The organism is Streptomyces klenkii, assembly GCF_003626645.1.
Lineage (GTDB): Bacteria > Actinomycetota > Actinomycetes > Streptomycetales > Streptomycetaceae > Streptomyces > Streptomyces klenkii.
The window spans coordinates 1-16,151 of record NZ_RBAM01000007.1; the positions used below are offsets into that span (position 1 = coordinate 1).

Below are 16,151 nucleotides of genomic sequence, written 5' to 3' on the forward strand. Positions count from 1 at the left end.
AAGGCTCCCAGTAGACGACTGGGTTGATAGGCCAGGTGTGGAAGACCGGTAACGGTTGGAGCTGACTGGTACTAATAGGCCGAGGGCTTGTCCTCAGTTGCTCGCGTCCACTGTGTTAGTTCTGAAGTAACGACCTGTGAAAACAGCCGGGTTGGTTAACTTCATAGTGTTTCGGTGGTCATAGCGTTAGGGAAACGCCCGGTTACATTCCGAACCCGGAAGCTAAGCCTTTCAGCGCCGATGGTACTGCATGGGGGACCGTGTGGGAGAGTAGGACGCCGCCGAACAATTTTTAGAGAAAGCCCTGGTGGGAACCTTAGAGTTCCTGCCAGGGCTTTTTCGCGTTTTCCGCCACCTAGTACCGTGACGCCCATGAGCGGCCGTGCGCAGTTGATGTGGGACGAGGCAGTAACGGGCTACGACTTCGGGCCCGGACACCCCATGGATCCGGTGCGGCTCGCCCTCACCATGCGGCTTGTCGAGGCACTCGGGCTGGACCGGGCGCTTCGCGTCACTGCTGCCCCGGCCGCCGGCGAATCCACTCTGCGGCTGGTGCACCGCGAGGACTACATCACCGCCGTTCGTGCCGCCTCGGCCGACCCTGCCTCCGCCGACGGCTCGTACGGGATCGGGACGGCCGACGTCCCCGCCTTTCCCGGAATGCACGACGCGTCGGCCCTCATCGCCGGACAGTCGGTGGCGGCCGCCGAAGCCGTATGGAGAGGTGAGGTCCAGCACGCCGTGAACTTCGCCGGCGGGCTGCACCACGCCATGCCCGGCGCGGCCTCCGGGTTCTGCGTCTACAACGACGCCGCCCTCGCCGTCGCCCGGCTCCTGGAGCTCGGCGCCGAGCGGGTCGTGTACGTCGACGTGGACGTGCACCACGGCGACGGCGTCCAGGCGGCGTTCTGGGAGGACCCGCGCGTCCTCACGATCTCCCTGCACGAACACCCCAGCACCCTCTTCCCGCAGACCGGCTGGCCCGAGGAGACCGGGGCACCGTCCGCGGAGGGCGGCGCCGTCAACGTGGCCCTGCCGGCGGGCACGGGTGATGCGGGCTGGCTGCGGGCGTTCCACGCCGTAGTGCCCGAGCTGGTGGCGGCCTTCCGGCCGCAGGTGCTCGTGACCCAGCACGGCGCGGACACCCACTTCGAGGACCCGCTGGCCCACCTCGCCGTCTCGCTCGACGCCCAGCGCCTGATCGCCGGCGCCTGCCACTCCCTTGCGCACGAGCACGCGGACGGGCGCTGGGTCGCCCTGGGCGGCGGCGGGTACGCCGTCGTGGACGTCGTGCCGCGGTCCTGGGCCCACCTGGTGGCGATCGCCGCGGGGACGCCCGTGGCCCCTGAGACGGCGGTGCCGGAGGAGTGGCGGGCCGACGTGTACCGGCGCACCCGGCAGTCGGGGCCGCACCGGATGACGGACGGGAGCCGGCCCGAGTGGAAGGACTTCGTGGACTCCGGTTACGACCCGGCGGACCGCCTGGACCAGGCGATCCTCGCCACCCGGCGGGCGGTCTTCCCGGCCCACGGCCTCCTGCCGTAACGCGAACGCGAGCGAGGAGAACGCGAACGCGACCCCCGCAGCCCCTCTCTAGCCATTCCCCAGCCTCCATTCCCCAGCCCTCAGGGCGCCATTAGGCCGACCGTGGGATCCCCGCGCGAACTCGCCCCGCCCCACCCCGGCTTCCGTCAGCATCGGAAGCGTGCTGTCGACCCGGCTGTCCACTCCGTGCTCCACCACTCACCCTTCCCGGCCCTCCCTCCCGCCCCTCCCCTCTCTCCCTTCCCTCCGCTCCCACCTCCTCCGCTCCGGTCTCGCCGGCGTCGTATCCACCACCAGGGAACGGAGTCTGAGCCGGTATCGGATGTTCGTGGCCGGGGATCCGCGGGCGTTGCTCGGGCTGGAGCCGGAACGCCCCTGGCGGCTGGGGGACTTGTTGCGCCTGATGTCCCGTACGTGTGGGGTTTCGGCCGATCCCCGTCACACGTCGGGGCAGGATGTCATCGACCCCGACCGTACGATCGTGGCACTGGGTGCCTTCGCCGACCGGCTGGCGGCGGTGGCCGAAGCCGGGGCTCCGGTGCTCATCGGGACCGGTCATCCGCACCGGCTCCTGGACTTCTACGCCTCCTTGGCCGCCGCCCTCTCGTCGGCGGGATGTCCTGTCCTCAGCCCGGCGCAGGGTCGAAGTGTCGACATAACGACCCGGTTCGGGGTACGCACCTACAACCTGGACTACGTTCGAGGCGTCGCGCTGGTGCGTGAACCCGGCGCGCGAGGGTGCGCAAGTGAGCCGGGCGTACATACGCATTCTCCGCTCCCGCTTCGGCTGGCCGTGGGGGCGTCGATCGACGGTGACGGACCGCTGCCGGCGATGGTCATCGGGGACCACGGATGGCTCTGCGGGGCAGGTCAGCTGGGTATTGAGGCCATCGGCCCGGCCGATGCGGACGACCCCGCGCCGTTCGTCGGACAGGCGGAGGGGCGGGTGTCCGTCGTCGTTCCGCTTGATGACACTGTGCGGTCTGATTACTACCGACCGCTTACTCGCTATGTACTCAATCGAGCGTGTCTGTCACAGTAGGCGGCCGATGGCTGCTCCTCTTCCCCACTCGCATCACCCGCCCCTAACCTGGGGAGTGAGCGCGCAGCGACGAGGAGTCACCGGAGGGGAAGCCGGTGCGCGTCATGTGCGGAAGGTTCAGGTGTGTCATGGCTGCTGACCAGAGGCCTCTCAACGAGGTCGTGTTCCTGACCGTGGCGGAAGTCGCCTCGGTGATGCGAGTGTCCAAGATGACCGTGTACCGCCTGGTGCACAGCGGTCATCTGCCGGCGATCAGGGTGGGCAGGTCGTTCCGGGTCCCGGAGCAAGCGGTGCACGAGTACCTCCGAGAGTCCTACGTGGGGGTGGAAACAGCCTGACGGGGGCCCTGGATTACGCTGATCGCCCGGTGCCGGGTAGGCTGGCCCGATGTAGGTCGTGTGGGCTCGGACGCCCCGCACCGAGTGAATCGATGTAAGCGAGGGTAGTCGTGGGCTCTGTTATCAAGAAGCGGCGTAAGCGGATGGCCAAGAAGAAGCACCGCAAGCTGCTCAAGCGCACGCGCGTTCAGCGTCGCAACAAGAAGTAAGCGGTACGCCGCTGTGCTCGTCCCGCAGCCCTTCCACCGATCATGGTGGGAGGGCTGCGGTGCATTGTGGCCGTGTTGCGGTGAGTAAAGCTTCGGCTACGGCTTGAAATGTAGCTCCACGCAGCGGCTGGTCATCACAGCGCAACAACGACCCGCTACGGTGGCCGCGGCAGCACCACTCATGGGCTTGAGCACGGGCTCAGGCACGGGCTTGAGCATGAGCTTGATCATGGGCTGGGTCATGGGCTCCGTCGTGGGCGGATCGTGGGCAGAGGAAGGCGCTGATCTTGGGCAAGGTCGTGCTCGTCACCGGAGTCGCACGGCAGCTGGGCGGCCGGTTCGTCCGCCGCGTTCAGCGTGAGCCCGATGTGGACCGGGTGATCGGGGTGGACGCGGTGCCACCCGGACACCATCTCGGCGGGGCCGATTTCATACGGGCGGACATTCGCCATCCCAGGATCGCGCGGGTTCTGGCCGAACACGGTGTGGACACGGTGGTCCACATGGATGTGAACGGCACCCCGCTGGGCAAGCGCGGCAGCCGGGCCACGGTCAAGGAGACCAACGTCATCGGCACGATGCAGCTGCTCGGCGCGTGCCAGAAGACGCCGTCGGTGCGGCGGCTGGTGGTCAAGTCCAGCACCAATGTCTACGGGTCCGCGCCACGCGATCCGGCGATCTTCACCGAGACCACCCCGCCCAAGTCGCTGCCCAGCGGCGGCTTCGCCAAGGACGTGGTGGAGGTCGAGGGGTACGTGCGCGGCTTCGCCCGCCGCCGGCCCGACGTGGCGGTGTGCGTGCTGCGCTTCGCCAACATCCTCGGGCCGTGCGCCGACTCGCCGCTCGCGGAGTACTTCGCGCTGCCCGTGCTGCCCACGGTCCTCGGCTTCGACCCGCGGTTGCAGTTCGCCCATGAGGACGACGTGATCGAGGTGCTGCGGATCGCCTCGGGGGAGCCGCGCAGGGGCACGCTCAACAGCGGCACCTTCAACGTCGCGGGCGACGGGGTGCTGCTGCTCTCCCAGGCGGCGCGCCGCCTCGGGCGCCCCACCCTCCCCTTCTTCCTGCCGACCGTCACCTGGGTCGGCTCCGCACTGCGTTCGGTCGGCGTGACGGACTTCTCGCCCGAGCAGATCCGGCTGCTCACCCACGGGCGGGTCGTCCGGACCACCCAGATGCGCGAGACCCTCGGCTTCGACCCGCGCTACACGACGGCGGGGGCCTTCGAGGACTACGCGCGCAGCCGGGGCCCCGGGCTGCTGCCGCCCGAGACCCTTGCCCGTACCGTCGACCGGATCGCCGCGGCACTGCCTGCCGGCCGCGGCCAGAAGTGAGGAGCGCACCCACCATGGCGGACGCGAAGGTCATCCCGTTCGGCGGCGAGGAGCCGCGCTCCAAGCGCGGCAAGGGCAAGCGGCCGGGGCGGGCCCGTACGAGCCGGATGTCGTCCTCCCTCGCGCCCGTGCCGCCGCAGCGGTACCTGGACCGGGCCGAGGACGCCCGGGCCGCCCAGGCCGCCTCCGAGGAGCACGCGGCCGCCGCCGAGGGCGCCCGCGGGCAGGCCGCGGAGGCCGCGCAGCCCGGTGGCTGGGACCGGAAGCTGGCGCACGGGCTGAGCTTCCTGCGGCGGCGGATCACCGGCGAGTACGAGGTCGACGAGTTCGGCTATGACGAGGAGCTCACGGACCAGGTCCTGATGTCCGCGCTGCGGCCCTTCTACGAGAAGTACTTCCGGGTCGAGGTGAAGGGCATCGAGAACATCCCGGACAAGGGCGCGGCCCTGGTCGTCGCCAACCACTCCGGCACGCTGCCGGTGGACGGGCTGATGCTCCAGGTCGCGGTGCACGACCACCACCCGGCGGACCGGCACATCCGGATGCTCGCCGCGGACCTGGTCTTCATGCTGCCGGGCGTCAACGAGGTCTCCCGGAAGCTCGGGCACACGCTCGCCTGCGCGGAGGACGCCCAGCAACTGCTGGAGCGAGGCGAGGTGGTCGGCGTGATGCCGGAGGGGTTCAAGGGGATCGGGAAGCCGTTCTCGGAGCGGTACAAGCTCCAGCGGTTCGGCCGGGGCGGCTTCGTGTCGACGGCACTGCGTGCCGGGGCGCCGATCGTGCCGTGCTCGATCGTGGGCGCCGAGGAGATCTTTCCGATGCTCGGCAACTCGCGGACGATGGCCCGGCTGCTGGGGATCCCGTATTTCCCGCTGACGCCCTCGTGGCCGTGGCTGGGGCCGCTGGGGCTGGTGCCGCTGCCGACGAAGTGGACGATCCAGTTCGGGGAGCCGATCGCGACGGACGGGTATCCGGCGGAGGCGGCGGACGACCCGATGCTGATGTTCAACCTCACCGACCAGGTACGAGAAACGATTCAGCACACGCTCTACAAGCTGCTCGTACAGCGGCGGTCGGTCTTTTTCTGAGGACGGACCCGAAGGCTGGTTGTTCTTCCGGTCCGAACGGATCGGAAGAACAACCAGCCTCCTCGCCTACTTGGGGTCCTCGCCGCCCTGGATCCCCAGGCCGGGGATGATCTGCGGCAGCACCGGCGGGATGTCGATGCTCGGCTGCTTGGCCGGCTTGCTGTCCTTGCTGCGGGGCGTGCCGCCCGGGCTGGCGCTGCCGGGGGGCGACGGGGGCTTGAGCAGCCCCGTCCCGCCGAGGAGGCCCTCGTGCTCCTCATGGGTGCCCGGGGACGGCTGCTGCTGCTTGCTGCCCGCCGCGTGCTTGCCGCCGCCGGCCGAGGCGGACGGCTGCGGGGTGTGGCGGGTGGTGTGCCCGGAGGTGCCGGCCCGGTCCGTCTCGGGCTGGGCCGGGGCGCCGTGCTTGCCGTGGTGCGCGGGGGGCAGCAGGGACCGCAGCGAGCCGACCTCATCGTCTATGGCCGAGAGGACCGAGCTCACCTCGGCGCCCACATCGGCCAGTTGGACCGGGAGCTTCTCGCGGAGCTGGCTCCAGCTCTCGCGGTGCGAGGCCGCGAAGCTGGAGAGCCGCTGGATGGGCCCGATCGAGCGGTCGTGCTTGTAGGCGGTGTGGAGCAGGCGGTGGCCCTCGGAGGCGTCCTGGCGCATGCCCGAGAGGGTCCTGCGGATCTCGCCGAGGACCTCGTGGTCCAGGTGGCCGCCCAGCTTGCCGCGCTCCATCAGGCGCCGGGCCTCCTGGAGGCGGGTCGAGGCCCGGTCGAGCAGCAGGCTGCCGCGGTCGGAGTCGTCGCCCGCCATGCCGAGCCGGAGATCCTCCATGCCGCGCTTGAGCGGGTAGAGCGAATCGCCGGGCAGGGCATTGGAGCTGGCGGCCGCCACGCCGCCGAACGCGCCCGCCGCCACGCCCACGGTCAGGCCGCCCGCCGCGAGCCCCTTCGACCAGCGGGAGCGCGGCCGGAGCCGGCCCAGGGCGCGGTGGGCGCCGCGGCCCGAGCGGCGGGTCTTCTGCTCGGGGATCGCTGCGCTGTCACCCCCGGCGAACTGGCTCTCCATGGCAGCGATGAGCTGCGCCCGCTGCACGACCCTGGTCTCGGGGTCGAGACCGGGCCGGGGCAGTTCTCCGAGCCGGCCCGTCAGGGCCAGCAGCCTGCCCTGCTCGGCGCCTTCGGCCGGCGGATCGGGCTCTGTGGCCGCCGTGCCCTGGACTTCCTGATGCTCCAGGGACTGGGCGAAGGCGTTCGCCCGCCGGTGCGCCGATACGTTCGCGATCACAGGCGGCACCTCCTCTCGTCATGACGGTCGACTCCTCTGAACACCTGGAGGGTTGCACGCCGTGATGAGCATCCACTCGATCGAGTGAGTGGCTGCGGGCATGGCGTGACCGCAGGGAGTCTGCATCCCGCACAACGACTGGCGCGTCGGGCGGGTTACGCGTCCTGGACGATGTGACCGCTGGTGAGTGAACGCTTGCAAATGGTTAACGCGCGTCGTCGGGCAGGAGGCGGGCCAGGGTGCGGACCGCCCGGTACTGGAGGGTCTTGATGGCGCCCTCGTTCTTGCCCATGACGCGGGCGGTCTCGGCGACGGAGAGCCCCTGGAGGAAGCGCAGGGTGACGCACTCCTGCTGCTGGGGATTGAGCTTGCGCACCGCCTCCAGCAGCGCGGCGTTGGACAGGGACTCGAGGACGGAGTCCTCCGGGCTGCGCTCGACCTCATTGGCGTCGAGCATCTCGCCGGTGGTCACTTCGAGCCGGAACCTTGACGACTTGAAGTGGTCGGCGACCAGATTGCGGGCGATCGTCACGAGCCAGGCGCCGAAGTCGCGCCCCTGCCAGGTGAAGGTGCCGATGCGGCGCAGGGCGCGCAGGAACGTCTCGCTGGTGAGGTCCTCCGCGGTGGCCCGGCCGCCGACCCGGTAGTAGATGTAGCGGTAGACCGTATCGGCGTACTGGTCGTAGAGGCGGCCGAAGGCTTCGGCCTCCCCGGCCTGGGCGCGCTCGACCAGGTCGAGCATGCGGGCGCTGTCGCTGTCCGCGCTGGGGCGGCGCGTTGACGTGGCGGAGCCGGACGACGCGGCGGACGGCGCGGTGGCCGCACCGCCGCGGCGGGCGGCTCGTCTGCCCACCGCCGCGCTGCTTTCGGCGAGGGCGTAGCAGGGGCCGGCGTGACCGGCGCGGCCGCCTCCTGCGGCAGGGGCGAGCGTGGCGAGGGCGGGGACGGCGTACGCGGTGGGGACGAAGTCGCGCAGGCGGTCGAGGACCGTAGCGCGAAGCGTAGCCAGGCCCGAGGCGTCAACCCCGACGTGTGGGTACACGGGACTCCCAGAGGCAGAGCTTCCATCACGTGCAGTACGGAACCGTTCACTCGTCGTAGGGACAAGGGGGTACCGGTTTGCGTCTGAGGAGAATAACGCTTCGTACAGGCAGCACTACACCGAGTTGCTCAAATCATCGTTTCCGTTCGATCTCTTACCGGTTCGAGATCGATCAAATATCGAACTATGAAAGGAGGTTGAACAGATTTGGTCATGGTGTGGCCGAATGGGCGGCGTGTTGTGGCAATCCGGACGCGGAAGGACTGGGGAGAAGGATGTGAGGGTATGAAGACAGGATTGCCTGAGAGTGACGGTCGGCTACGCGCTGTTGCCGAACCCCCGTGGCGACCGCACGGGTGGTGGCGCGAAGTGGACGGCGTGCCGCCGTGACAGCGCCGCCCCGGAGCCGCTAGTGAGCGGCAGCCGGGGCGGGGAGGCCTGGGGAGGGGCGGGTCAGCGCCTGCGCCGGTGCAGGGCGACCGCCGCGGCCGCGCCGCCCGCCAGTGCGCCGAGGCCGGCCGCCGCCGGGATGCCGACCTTGGCCGCCTTGCGGCCCGTACGGTAGTCGCGCAGCCGCCAGCCGTGCTCGCGGGCGTGCTTGCTCAGCCGGCCGTCCGGGTTGACGGCGTAAGGGTGACCCACGAGGGACAGCATCGGGATGTCGTTGGCGGAGTCGCTGTACGCCGCGCAGCGGTCCAGCTCCAGGCCCTCGGCCGCGGCCAGGGCGCGGACGGCCTCGGCCTTCGCCGGGCCGTGCAGCGGCTCGCCGACCAGCTTGCCGGTGTAGACGCCGCCGATCGACTCGGCGACGGTGCCGAGCGCGCCGGTCAGGCCGAGGCGCCGGGCGATGATCGTCGCGGCCTCGACGGGCGCGGCGGTGACGAGCCAGACCTTCTGGCCCGCGTCGAGGTGGGCCTGGGCGAGGGCGCGGGTGCCGGGCCAGATCCGCTCGGCCATGTACTCGTCGTAGATCTCCTCGCCGATGGTCATCAGCTCGGAGACGCGGTGGCCCTTGACGATGGACAGGGCGCTGTCGCGGGCGTCCTGCATGTGCTCGGCGTCCTCGCCGGCCAGCCGGAACCACACCTGCTGCCAGGCGAAGCGGGCGAGCTCGCGCTTCTGGAAGAAGCGCCGCTTGTACAGGCCGCGCCCGAAGTGGAAGAGGGAGGCGCCCTGCATGACGGTGTTGTCGAGGTCGAAGAAGGCGGCGGCCTGCACGTCGCCGGCGACGGGGAAGTCCGGCTCGGCCGGCCCGGACGGCTCCTGCGCGCCTTCGAGGGCGCTCTCTGCGGCGCTCTCCTGAGCGGTCTTGCGGGCTGCCTCCGCCGCGGCCTCGCCTGCCAGCACGCTGCGTGCGGTGGCGGAGCGCCTGCGCGGAGTGATCCATCCCAGTGCGGCCATGGCCCGAGCATAGCCAGTTTGTTCGGGGTAACCGGAGCCGGGATGATTCCGGGGCGTGAACTTCCCTTGACGCTCCGGTTACCCCCTGCGCGGCGGCGTGCGCGAAGGCCGGGGGAGGGTCAGCCCGTCAGGGCCTTGCGCAGCCGGTCGGGGTCCACGCGCCAGAAGTCGTGCTGGGCGCCGTCGACGAGGACGACGGGGATCTGCTCCCAGTACTTGCGGTGGAGTTCCTCGTCCTGGGTGATGTCCTTCTTCTCCCAGCGGGCACCCAGTTCGCCGCAGACGCCGGCGATGACGGCCTCGGCGGCGTCGCACAGGTGGCAGCCGGGCTTGCCGATCAGGGTGACCGTGCTGTCGGCGGGGTTCTTGCGGGGGCGGCGGCGCAGCAGGGACGTCATGTCCGCCATTGTGCCCGCACCTCGTGCGCCTCTCCGTGCTCCCGGCGCGCGCCCGGAGGTGATCCCGTATGCAATGAAGGTGCTTCCGCTCGCTCAAACGTGCTGGATGGGTGCCTGAGTCGACTACCATCATGTGGCGATTTGTTGGTGTCCGGGGGTATGTCGGTGAGGAGTGAGCGCCCGTGTCCCCGTCGGCGCTCCCCTGTGTTGCGTGTGACAGGTGTGGCTGCTGTGGCAGCGTGGCCGGTCGTCCCCGGAAGGGGCCGAATGGTTCCCGCCCAGGGCCGAAAGGCCGCGTGACACCGGTCACTTTGACCGGGCAAAACGGACACCATCTTTGTGCACGCGTTCACAAAGGCATAGCCTGCGTTCGACGGGGCGGTCCTGGGACGAGGCGCCGCCCGCAGCCCCGCTCTACCCGCAGGAGCACCGTGGCAACTGGCCGAACTCACCGACCGGCGACCCGAAGCCGAGGGATTCCCGAGGCCACCGTCGCCCGGCTTCCGCTGTACCTGCGCGCGCTGACGGCGCTCTCCGAGCGCTCGGTGCCCACGGTCTCCTCCGAGGAGCTCGCGACCGCGGCGGGCGTCAATTCCGCCAAGCTCCGCAAGGACTTCAGCTACCTCGGCTCGTACGGCACCCGCGGCGTCGGCTACGACGTCGAGTACCTCGTCTACCAGATCTCCCGCGAGCTCGGCCTGACCCAGGACTGGCCGGTCGTCATCGTCGGCATCGGCAACCTCGGCGCGGCCCTCGCCAACTACGGCGGCTTCGCCTCCCGCGGCTTCCGCGTCGCGGCCCTGATCGACGCGGACCCCGCGATGGCCGGCAAGCCGGTCGCCGGGCTGCCCGTGCGCCACACCGACGAGCTCGAATCGATCATCACCGACAACGGCGTCTCCATCGGCGTCATCGCCACCCCGGCCGGCGCGGCCCAGCAGGTCTGCGACCGGCTCGTGGCCGCCGGTGTCACCTCGATCCTCAACTTCGCGCCGACCGTGCTCTCCGTGCCCGAGGGCGTGGACGTCCGCAAGGTCGACCTGTCGATCGAGCTCCAGATCCTCGCCTTCCACGAGCAGCGCAAGGCCGGCGAGGAGACCACCTCCGCGCAGGAGCCCGCCGCCGCCGTGCAGCCCCGCTCCTCCGCGGCCGCGCGCACGCCCGCGGCCGGGCGGGCGGCAGGAAAGGGACCGGACGGGGACGTCCCCGCCGTGATGCCGGCATGAGCCTCCTCGTCGTCGGACTGAGCCACCGCAGCGCGCCGGTGAGCGTGCTGGAGCGCGCCGCCCTCGCGCGCGAGGCGCAGGCGAAGCTGCTCCAGGACACCCTCGCGGCCGAGCCCGCCACCGAAGCGGCCGTGCTCGCCACGTGCAACCGCATCGAGCTCTACGCCGACGTGGACAAGTTCCACGCCGGTGTGGCCGAGCTGTCCACGCTCCTCGCCCAGCACACGGGCGTCGGACTGGACGAGCTCACTCCGTACCTCTACGTGCACTACGAGGACCGGGCCGTCCACCACCTCTTCTCGGTGGCGTGCGGGCTGGACTCGATGGTCGTCGGCGAGGGCCAGATCCTCGGCCAGATCAAGGACGCCCTCGCCCTCGGCCAGGAGCTGCACACCGCCGGCCGGCTGCTGAACGACCTGTTCCAGCAGGCCCTGCGGGTCGGCAAGCGCGCCCACAGCGAGACCGGCATCGACCGGGCGGGCCAGTCCCTGGTCACCTTCGGGCTGGAGCGCCTCGCCGACGGCGCGCCGCTCGGCGACTGGGCCGGCGGCAAGCGGGCCCTGGTCATCGGCGCGGGCTCGATGTCCTCCCTCGCGGCGGCGACGCTCGCGCGGGCGGGCGTGGCCCACGTGGCCGTCGCCAACCGCACGCTGGCCCGCGCGGAGCGCCTGGCGGAGATCCTCCAGGAACCGGGCGGCCGGTCCGCCGCCGGCTTCACGGCCTCGGCGGTGGAGATGGCCGCGGTGCCGCAGGAGCTCGCGCTCGCGGACGTCGTGGTCAGCTGCACCGGCGCCATGGGCGTCGTCCTGACGGCCGAGGCCATACGCGCTGCGCTGGCGTCCCGTACGGACGCGGCCGGCGCCTCCGGCGCTGCCGCCGGTTCCGGCCGTACGGACGCGGCTGCCGCCTCCGGGGCGGCGGACCGTACGGACCACGGCGGTACGGACCACGTCTGCGCTCTCGACGCCACGTGCGCCGTCGGCGCCCGGGCCGGCATCCGCCTCGCCCTCCTCGACCTCGCCATGCCGCGCGACATCGACGCCGCCGTGCACCGCCTGGACGGCGCCCGGCTCGTCGACATCGAGTCGCTCGCCGAGGCCTCCGCCGACGCGCCCATGGCCGCCGACGTCGACCAGGTGCGCACCATCGTCTCCGACGAGGTCGCCGCCTTCGGCGCCGCCCAGCGCGCCGCCCACATCACCCCCACCGTGGTCGCCCTGCGCACCATGGCCGCGGACGTCGTCGCGAGCGAGATCGCCCGCCTCGACGGCCGCCTGCCCGACCTGGACGACAAGCAGCGCGCGGAGATCACCCAGACCGTGCGCCGCGTCGTCGACAAGCTCCTCCACGCGCCGACCGTGCGCGTCAAGGAGCTGGCCTCCACCCCCGGCGGCGCCGGTTATGCCGACGCGCTGCGAGAGCTCTTCGACCTCGACCCGCAGGCGGTCGCCGCCGTCAGCCGGGCCGACTCGCAGGCCGGTACGCACAACACGGCACGGGAGCCGGCATGAACGACACCTCTTCGCGGCCGCTGCGCCTCGGCACACGCCGCAGCAAGCTCGCCATGGCCCAGTCCGGGCAGGTGGCGGAGGCCGTGCGGCAGCTGACCGGCCGCCCGGTGGAACTGGTGGAGATCACCACCTACGGCGACGTCTCGCGCGAGTCGCTCGCCCAGATCGGCGGCACCGGCGTCTTCGTCTCCGCGCTGCGCGACGCGCTGCTCGCGGGCGGGATCGACTTCGCCGTGCACTCCCTCAAGGACCTGCCGACCACGCAGCCCGACGACCTGGCCCTCGCGGCGGTCCCGCCGCGCGAGGACCCGCGCGACGTGCTGATCGCCCGCGACGGCCTGACGTTCCAGGAGCTACCGAAGGGTGCCCGCATCGGCACCGGCTCCCCGCGCCGCATGGCCCAGCTCAACGCCTGGGCCCGCGACCTCGGCCTGGAGATCGAGACCGTGCCCATCCGCGGCAACATCGACACCCGGATCGGCTTCGTCACCGACGGCGAGCTCGATGCCGTGGTGCTCGCCGCCGCGGGGCTGGCGCGCATCGGCCGCAGCGCCGAGGTCACGCAGTTCCTGGAGACCGACGCAGTTTTGCCCGCCCCCGGCCAGGGGGCCCTGGCGATCGAGTGCGCCATGACCAACGCACCCCTCGCCGCGACGCTCGCCGAGCTCGACGACCCGTACACCCGGGCCGCCGTGACCGCCGAGCGTTCCCTGCTCGCCGCCCTGGAGGCCGGCTGCTCCGCACCCGTGGGTGCGTTGGCCGACCTTTCCCCAAGCTCTCGGCTTCGCTCGAGCAGGGGATACCCCAATGCCGACGAGCAGATTGTCACCGAAATGCGCCTGCGGGGCGTCGTCGGCACGACCGACGGCAAGACGCTGGTGCAGCTGTCCACCACCGGCCCCGTGCCGTCGTCCCGCGAAGAAGCCGTGGCCATGGGCCGCGAGCTCGCCGCTGCGATGCTCGACAAGGGTGCGGCCGGTCTTATGGGGGAGCGAGCACTTTGAACCCCACCGTCCCGAACCACCCCGTGCACGGGCACGTCACCTTCCTGGGTGCCGGCCCCGGAGACCCGGGACTGCTGACGCTCCGCGCCGTGGAAGCGCTGGCGGCAGCGGACGTCCTGATCGCCGATCCGCAGGTGCTCGACGTGGTGCGCACGCATGCGCGCGCTCATGTGGACATGCCTGCCCAGACGGTTACTGACGAGGCATCAAAAACCGCGGACATCCCTGTCCTTAGGGATACCGCCAATCTTGTCATGACGGCCGCGCGCAGCGGCAAGCGGGTCGTCCGTGCCGTCCTCGGCGACCCGGGCCTCGACGGCGACGCCGGCGGCGAGATGCTCGCCTGCGCCGCCGAGGGCATCACCTTCGAGGTGGTCCCGGGCGTCGCCACGGCCGTGGGCGTGCCCGCCTACGCCGGGGTGCCGCTGCGCGACGGCAAGGGCGCCGACGTGCGCTTCATCGACGCCCGCACCGCCTCGGCCACCTGCTGGTCCGAGGTCGGCGCCAGCGCGGTGACCGCGGTCGTCTCCACGACCCTCGACTCCGTCGTCTCCGCCGCCGGCGAACTGGTCTCCGCCGGCCGCGGCCCCGACACCCCGATGACCGTCACGGTCGCCGGCACCACCACCCGCCAGCGCACCTGGACCGCCACTCTCGGCAGCGTCGCCCAGGTGCTCAAGGCGGCCAAGGTGCTGCCGTCCGCCGACGGCGCCCAGCCCGTCATAGCCGTGGTCGGCGAGCGCAGCGCTGCCGAGCAGCGCGACCGGCTCTCCTGGTTCGAGTCCAAGCCGCTCTTCGGCTGGAACGTCCTCGTGCCGCGCACCAAGGAGCAGTCCGCCTCGCTCTCCGACCAGCTCCGGTCCTACGGCGCCGTGCCGAGCGAGGTCCCGACCATCGCCGTCGAGCCGCCGCGCACCCCGCAGCAGATGGAGCGCGCGGTCAAGGGCCTGGTCACCGGCCGCTACGAGTGGATCGCCTTCACGTCCGTGAACGCCGTCAAGGCGGTGCGCGAGAAGTTCGAGGAGTACGGGCTCGACGCGCGCGCCTTCGCCGGCATCAAGGTCGCGGCCGTCGGCGAGCAGACCGCCAAGTCGCTGATCGAGTTCGGCGTGAAGCCCGACCTCGTGCCGTCCGGCGAGCAGTCCGCCGCCGGCCTGCTGGAGGACTGGCCGCCCTACGACCCGGTCTTCGACCCGATCGACCGCGTCTTCCTGCCGCGCGCCGACATCGCCACCGAGACCCTGGTCGCCGGCCTGATCGACCTGGGCTGGGAGGTCGACGACGTCACCGCGTACCGCACCGTACGGGCCTCGCCGCCGCCGGCCGAGACCCGCGAGGCGATCAAGGGCGGCGGCTTCGACGCCGTGCTCTTCACCTCTTCGAGCACGGTCCGCAACCTCGTCGGCATCGCCGGCAAGCCCCACAATGTCACCGTCATCGCCTGCATCGGCCCGGCCACCGCGAAGACCGCGGAGGAGCACGGCCTGCGGGTGGACGTGCTGTCGCCCGAGCCCTCGGTGCTCAAGCTCGCCGAGGCGCTCGCGGAGTTCGGCGCGGCCCGCCGCGACGCCGCCCTGGAGGCCGGCGACCCGGTGACCCGCCCGAGCGAGCGACGTCCCGGATCGCGTAGAAGGGCACGGAGTTGAGCACCACGTACGGCACGTTCCCGGGGTCCCGGCCCCGGCGACTGCGCACCACCCCGGCCATGCGCCGCATGGTCGCCGAGACCCGGCTGCACCCGGCCGACCTGATCCTCCCCGCCTTCGTGCGGGAGGGCATCAGCACCCCGGTGCCGATCTCGGCCATGCCGGGGGTCGTCCAGCACACCCGCGACACCCTGCGGAAGGCGGCCGTCGAGGCGCTGGAGGCCGGCGTCTCGGGGATCATGCTCTTCGGCGTGCCCGAGGACGCCAAGAAGGACGCCGCCGGCACCGCCGGCACCGACCCGGACGGCATCCTCCAGGTCGCCATCCGCGACGTCCGCGCCGAGGTCGGAGACGACCTCATCGTCATGTCCGACCTGTGCCTGGACGAGTTCACCGACCACGGCCACTGCGGCGTCCTCGACGCCTCCGGCCGCGTCGACAACGACGCCACTCTCGAGCGCTACGCCGAGATGGCGCAGGTCCAGGCCGACGCGGGCGTCCACGTCGTGGGCCCCAGCGGCATGATGGACGGCCAGGTCGGCGTCATCCGCGACGCCCTCGACCAGACCGGCCACGAGGACGTCTCCGTCCTGGCCTACACCGCCAAGTACGCCTCCGCGTTCTACGGCCCCTTCCGCGAGGCCGTCGGCTCCTCGTTGCAGGGCGACCGCAAGACCTACCAGCAGGACCCGGCCAACGCCCGCGAGTCGCTGCGCGAGCTCGCCCTCGACCTCGCCGAGGGCGCGGACATGGTCATGGTCAAGCCGGCCCTGCCGTACCTGGACATCCTCGCCAAGGTCGCGGAGGCCGTCGACGTGCCGGTCGCCGCGTACCAGATCAGCGGCGAGTACGCGATGGTCGAGGCCGCCGCCGCCAACGGCTGGATCGACCGCGACCGCGCGATCATGGAGACCCTGACCAGCGTCAAGCGCGCCGGGGCGAACATGATCCTCACCTACTGGGCGACCGAGGCCGCGCGCCGGCTCCGGTAGCAGCCGCAGACAGCCGGGGCCGGTGCCCGGGGGAATTCCGCTGAAACAGTGGAAAGGCCCCGGGCACCGGCCCTAACTTGTGGCGCACACCGACCCCTCCGCG

At 71.4% G+C, this 16,151-nt stretch carries 15 protein-coding genes and 2 rRNA genes; 13 read left to right on the forward strand and 4 right to left on the reverse strand.

Features of this window, described 5'->3' with window-relative positions; all coding sequences use genetic code 11:
• From D7231_RS17560 to D7231_RS17595, 8 genes are all read left to right on the forward strand, one after another.
• Window positions 1-95: ribosomal RNA gene (locus D7231_RS17560) — 23S ribosomal RNA — on the forward strand; the annotation flags it as partial.
• Window positions 96-170: 75 nt separating this feature from the next.
• Window positions 171-287: ribosomal RNA gene (gene rrf, locus D7231_RS17565) — 5S ribosomal RNA — on the forward strand.
• Between the two features lie 85 nt (window positions 288-372).
• Window positions 373-1,545, forward strand: a complete 1,173-nt coding sequence (locus D7231_RS17570) for an acetoin utilization protein AcuC (RefSeq protein ID WP_120756435.1) — start codon at window positions 373-375, stop codon at window positions 1,543-1,545.
• 175 nt (window positions 1,546-1,720) lie between these two features.
• A complete protein-coding gene (locus tag D7231_RS17575) occupies window positions 1,721-2,587 on the forward strand; it encodes a phosphatase (protein ID WP_120756801.1) in 867 nt (288 codons plus the stop codon).
• A gap of 128 nt (window positions 2,588-2,715) precedes the next feature.
• The gene (locus tag D7231_RS17580; protein ID WP_158673778.1) at window positions 2,716-2,925 is read left to right on the forward strand and encodes a helix-turn-helix domain-containing protein; all 210 of its coding nucleotides are present in this window, start codon (window positions 2,716-2,718) and stop codon (window positions 2,923-2,925) included.
• 110 nt (window positions 2,926-3,035) lie between these two features.
• Complete coding sequence (locus tag D7231_RS17585) at window positions 3,036-3,134, forward strand: 30S ribosomal protein bS22 (RefSeq protein WP_003948845.1); 99 nt, start codon at window positions 3,036-3,038, stop codon at window positions 3,132-3,134.
• Window positions 3,135-3,421: 287 nt separating this feature from the next.
• Window positions 3,422-4,468 carry an NAD-dependent epimerase/dehydratase family protein gene (locus D7231_RS17590; RefSeq protein WP_120756437.1) on the forward strand — a complete coding sequence of 349 codons (1,047 nt, stop codon included), beginning with the start codon at window positions 3,422-3,424 and terminating at the stop codon, window positions 4,466-4,468.
• A gap of 14 nt (window positions 4,469-4,482) precedes the next feature.
• Window positions 4,483-5,556, forward strand: a complete 1,074-nt coding sequence (locus D7231_RS17595; protein WP_120756438.1) for a lysophospholipid acyltransferase family protein — start codon at window positions 4,483-4,485, stop codon at window positions 5,554-5,556.
• A gap of 66 nt (window positions 5,557-5,622) precedes the next feature.
• On the opposite strand, the gene D7231_RS17600 is transcribed toward D7231_RS17595, so the two are convergent.
• From D7231_RS17600 to D7231_RS17615, 4 genes are all read right to left on the reverse strand, one after another.
• Window positions 5,623-6,828 carry a DUF5667 domain-containing protein gene (locus tag D7231_RS17600; RefSeq protein ID WP_120756439.1) on the reverse strand — a complete coding sequence of 402 codons (1,206 nt, stop codon included), beginning with the start codon at window positions 6,826-6,828 and terminating at the stop codon, window positions 5,623-5,625.
• Between the two features lie 205 nt (window positions 6,829-7,033).
• The gene (locus D7231_RS17605; protein WP_120756440.1) at window positions 7,034-7,870 is read right to left on the reverse strand and encodes an ECF subfamily RNA polymerase sigma factor, BldN family; all 837 of its coding nucleotides are present in this window, start codon (window positions 7,868-7,870) and stop codon (window positions 7,034-7,036) included.
• Between the two features lie 453 nt (window positions 7,871-8,323).
• Entirely contained in the window at window positions 8,324-9,271 is a 948-nt protein-coding gene (locus D7231_RS17610; protein WP_120756441.1) for an HAD family hydrolase, read from the reverse strand.
• 119 nt (window positions 9,272-9,390) lie between these two features.
• Complete coding sequence (locus D7231_RS17615; RefSeq protein ID WP_120756442.1) at window positions 9,391-9,678, reverse strand: glutaredoxin family protein; 288 nt, start codon at window positions 9,676-9,678, stop codon at window positions 9,391-9,393.
• Between the two features lie 422 nt (window positions 9,679-10,100).
• Here D7231_RS17615 and D7231_RS17620 point away from each other — a divergent pair, with 422 nt between their 5' ends.
• Genes D7231_RS17620 through hemB form a run of 5 tightly spaced genes read left to right on the forward strand, consistent with a single transcriptional unit; the run spans window position 10,101 to window position 16,048 of the window.
• Window positions 10,101-10,895, forward strand: coding sequence for a redox-sensing transcriptional repressor Rex (locus D7231_RS17620; protein WP_120756443.1), 795 nt, complete (start codon window positions 10,101-10,103; stop codon window positions 10,893-10,895).
• A complete protein-coding gene (locus D7231_RS17625; RefSeq protein WP_120756444.1) occupies window positions 10,892-12,406 on the forward strand; it encodes a glutamyl-tRNA reductase in 1,515 nt (504 codons plus the stop codon). Before D7231_RS17620 ends, D7231_RS17625 begins: the two co-directional genes overlap by 4 nt.
• Window positions 12,403-13,410, forward strand: a complete 1,008-nt coding sequence (hemC, locus tag D7231_RS17630; RefSeq protein WP_120756445.1) for a hydroxymethylbilane synthase — start codon at window positions 12,403-12,405, stop codon at window positions 13,408-13,410. The genes D7231_RS17625 and hemC overlap by 4 nt, the downstream gene beginning before the upstream one ends.
• Window positions 13,407-15,056 (forward strand): bifunctional uroporphyrinogen-III C-methyltransferase/uroporphyrinogen-III synthase, encoded by a 1,650-nt coding sequence (locus D7231_RS17635; protein ID WP_120756446.1) that lies wholly within the window; start codon window positions 13,407-13,409, stop codon window positions 15,054-15,056. Before hemC ends, D7231_RS17635 begins: the two co-directional genes overlap by 4 nt.
• Window positions 15,053-16,048: a porphobilinogen synthase gene (gene hemB, locus D7231_RS17640; protein WP_120756447.1), complete on the forward strand. Its 996-nt coding sequence runs from the start codon at window positions 15,053-15,055 to the stop codon at window positions 16,046-16,048. The genes D7231_RS17635 and hemB overlap by 4 nt, the downstream gene beginning before the upstream one ends.
• The last annotated feature ends 103 nt before the right edge of the window (window positions 16,049-16,151 follow it).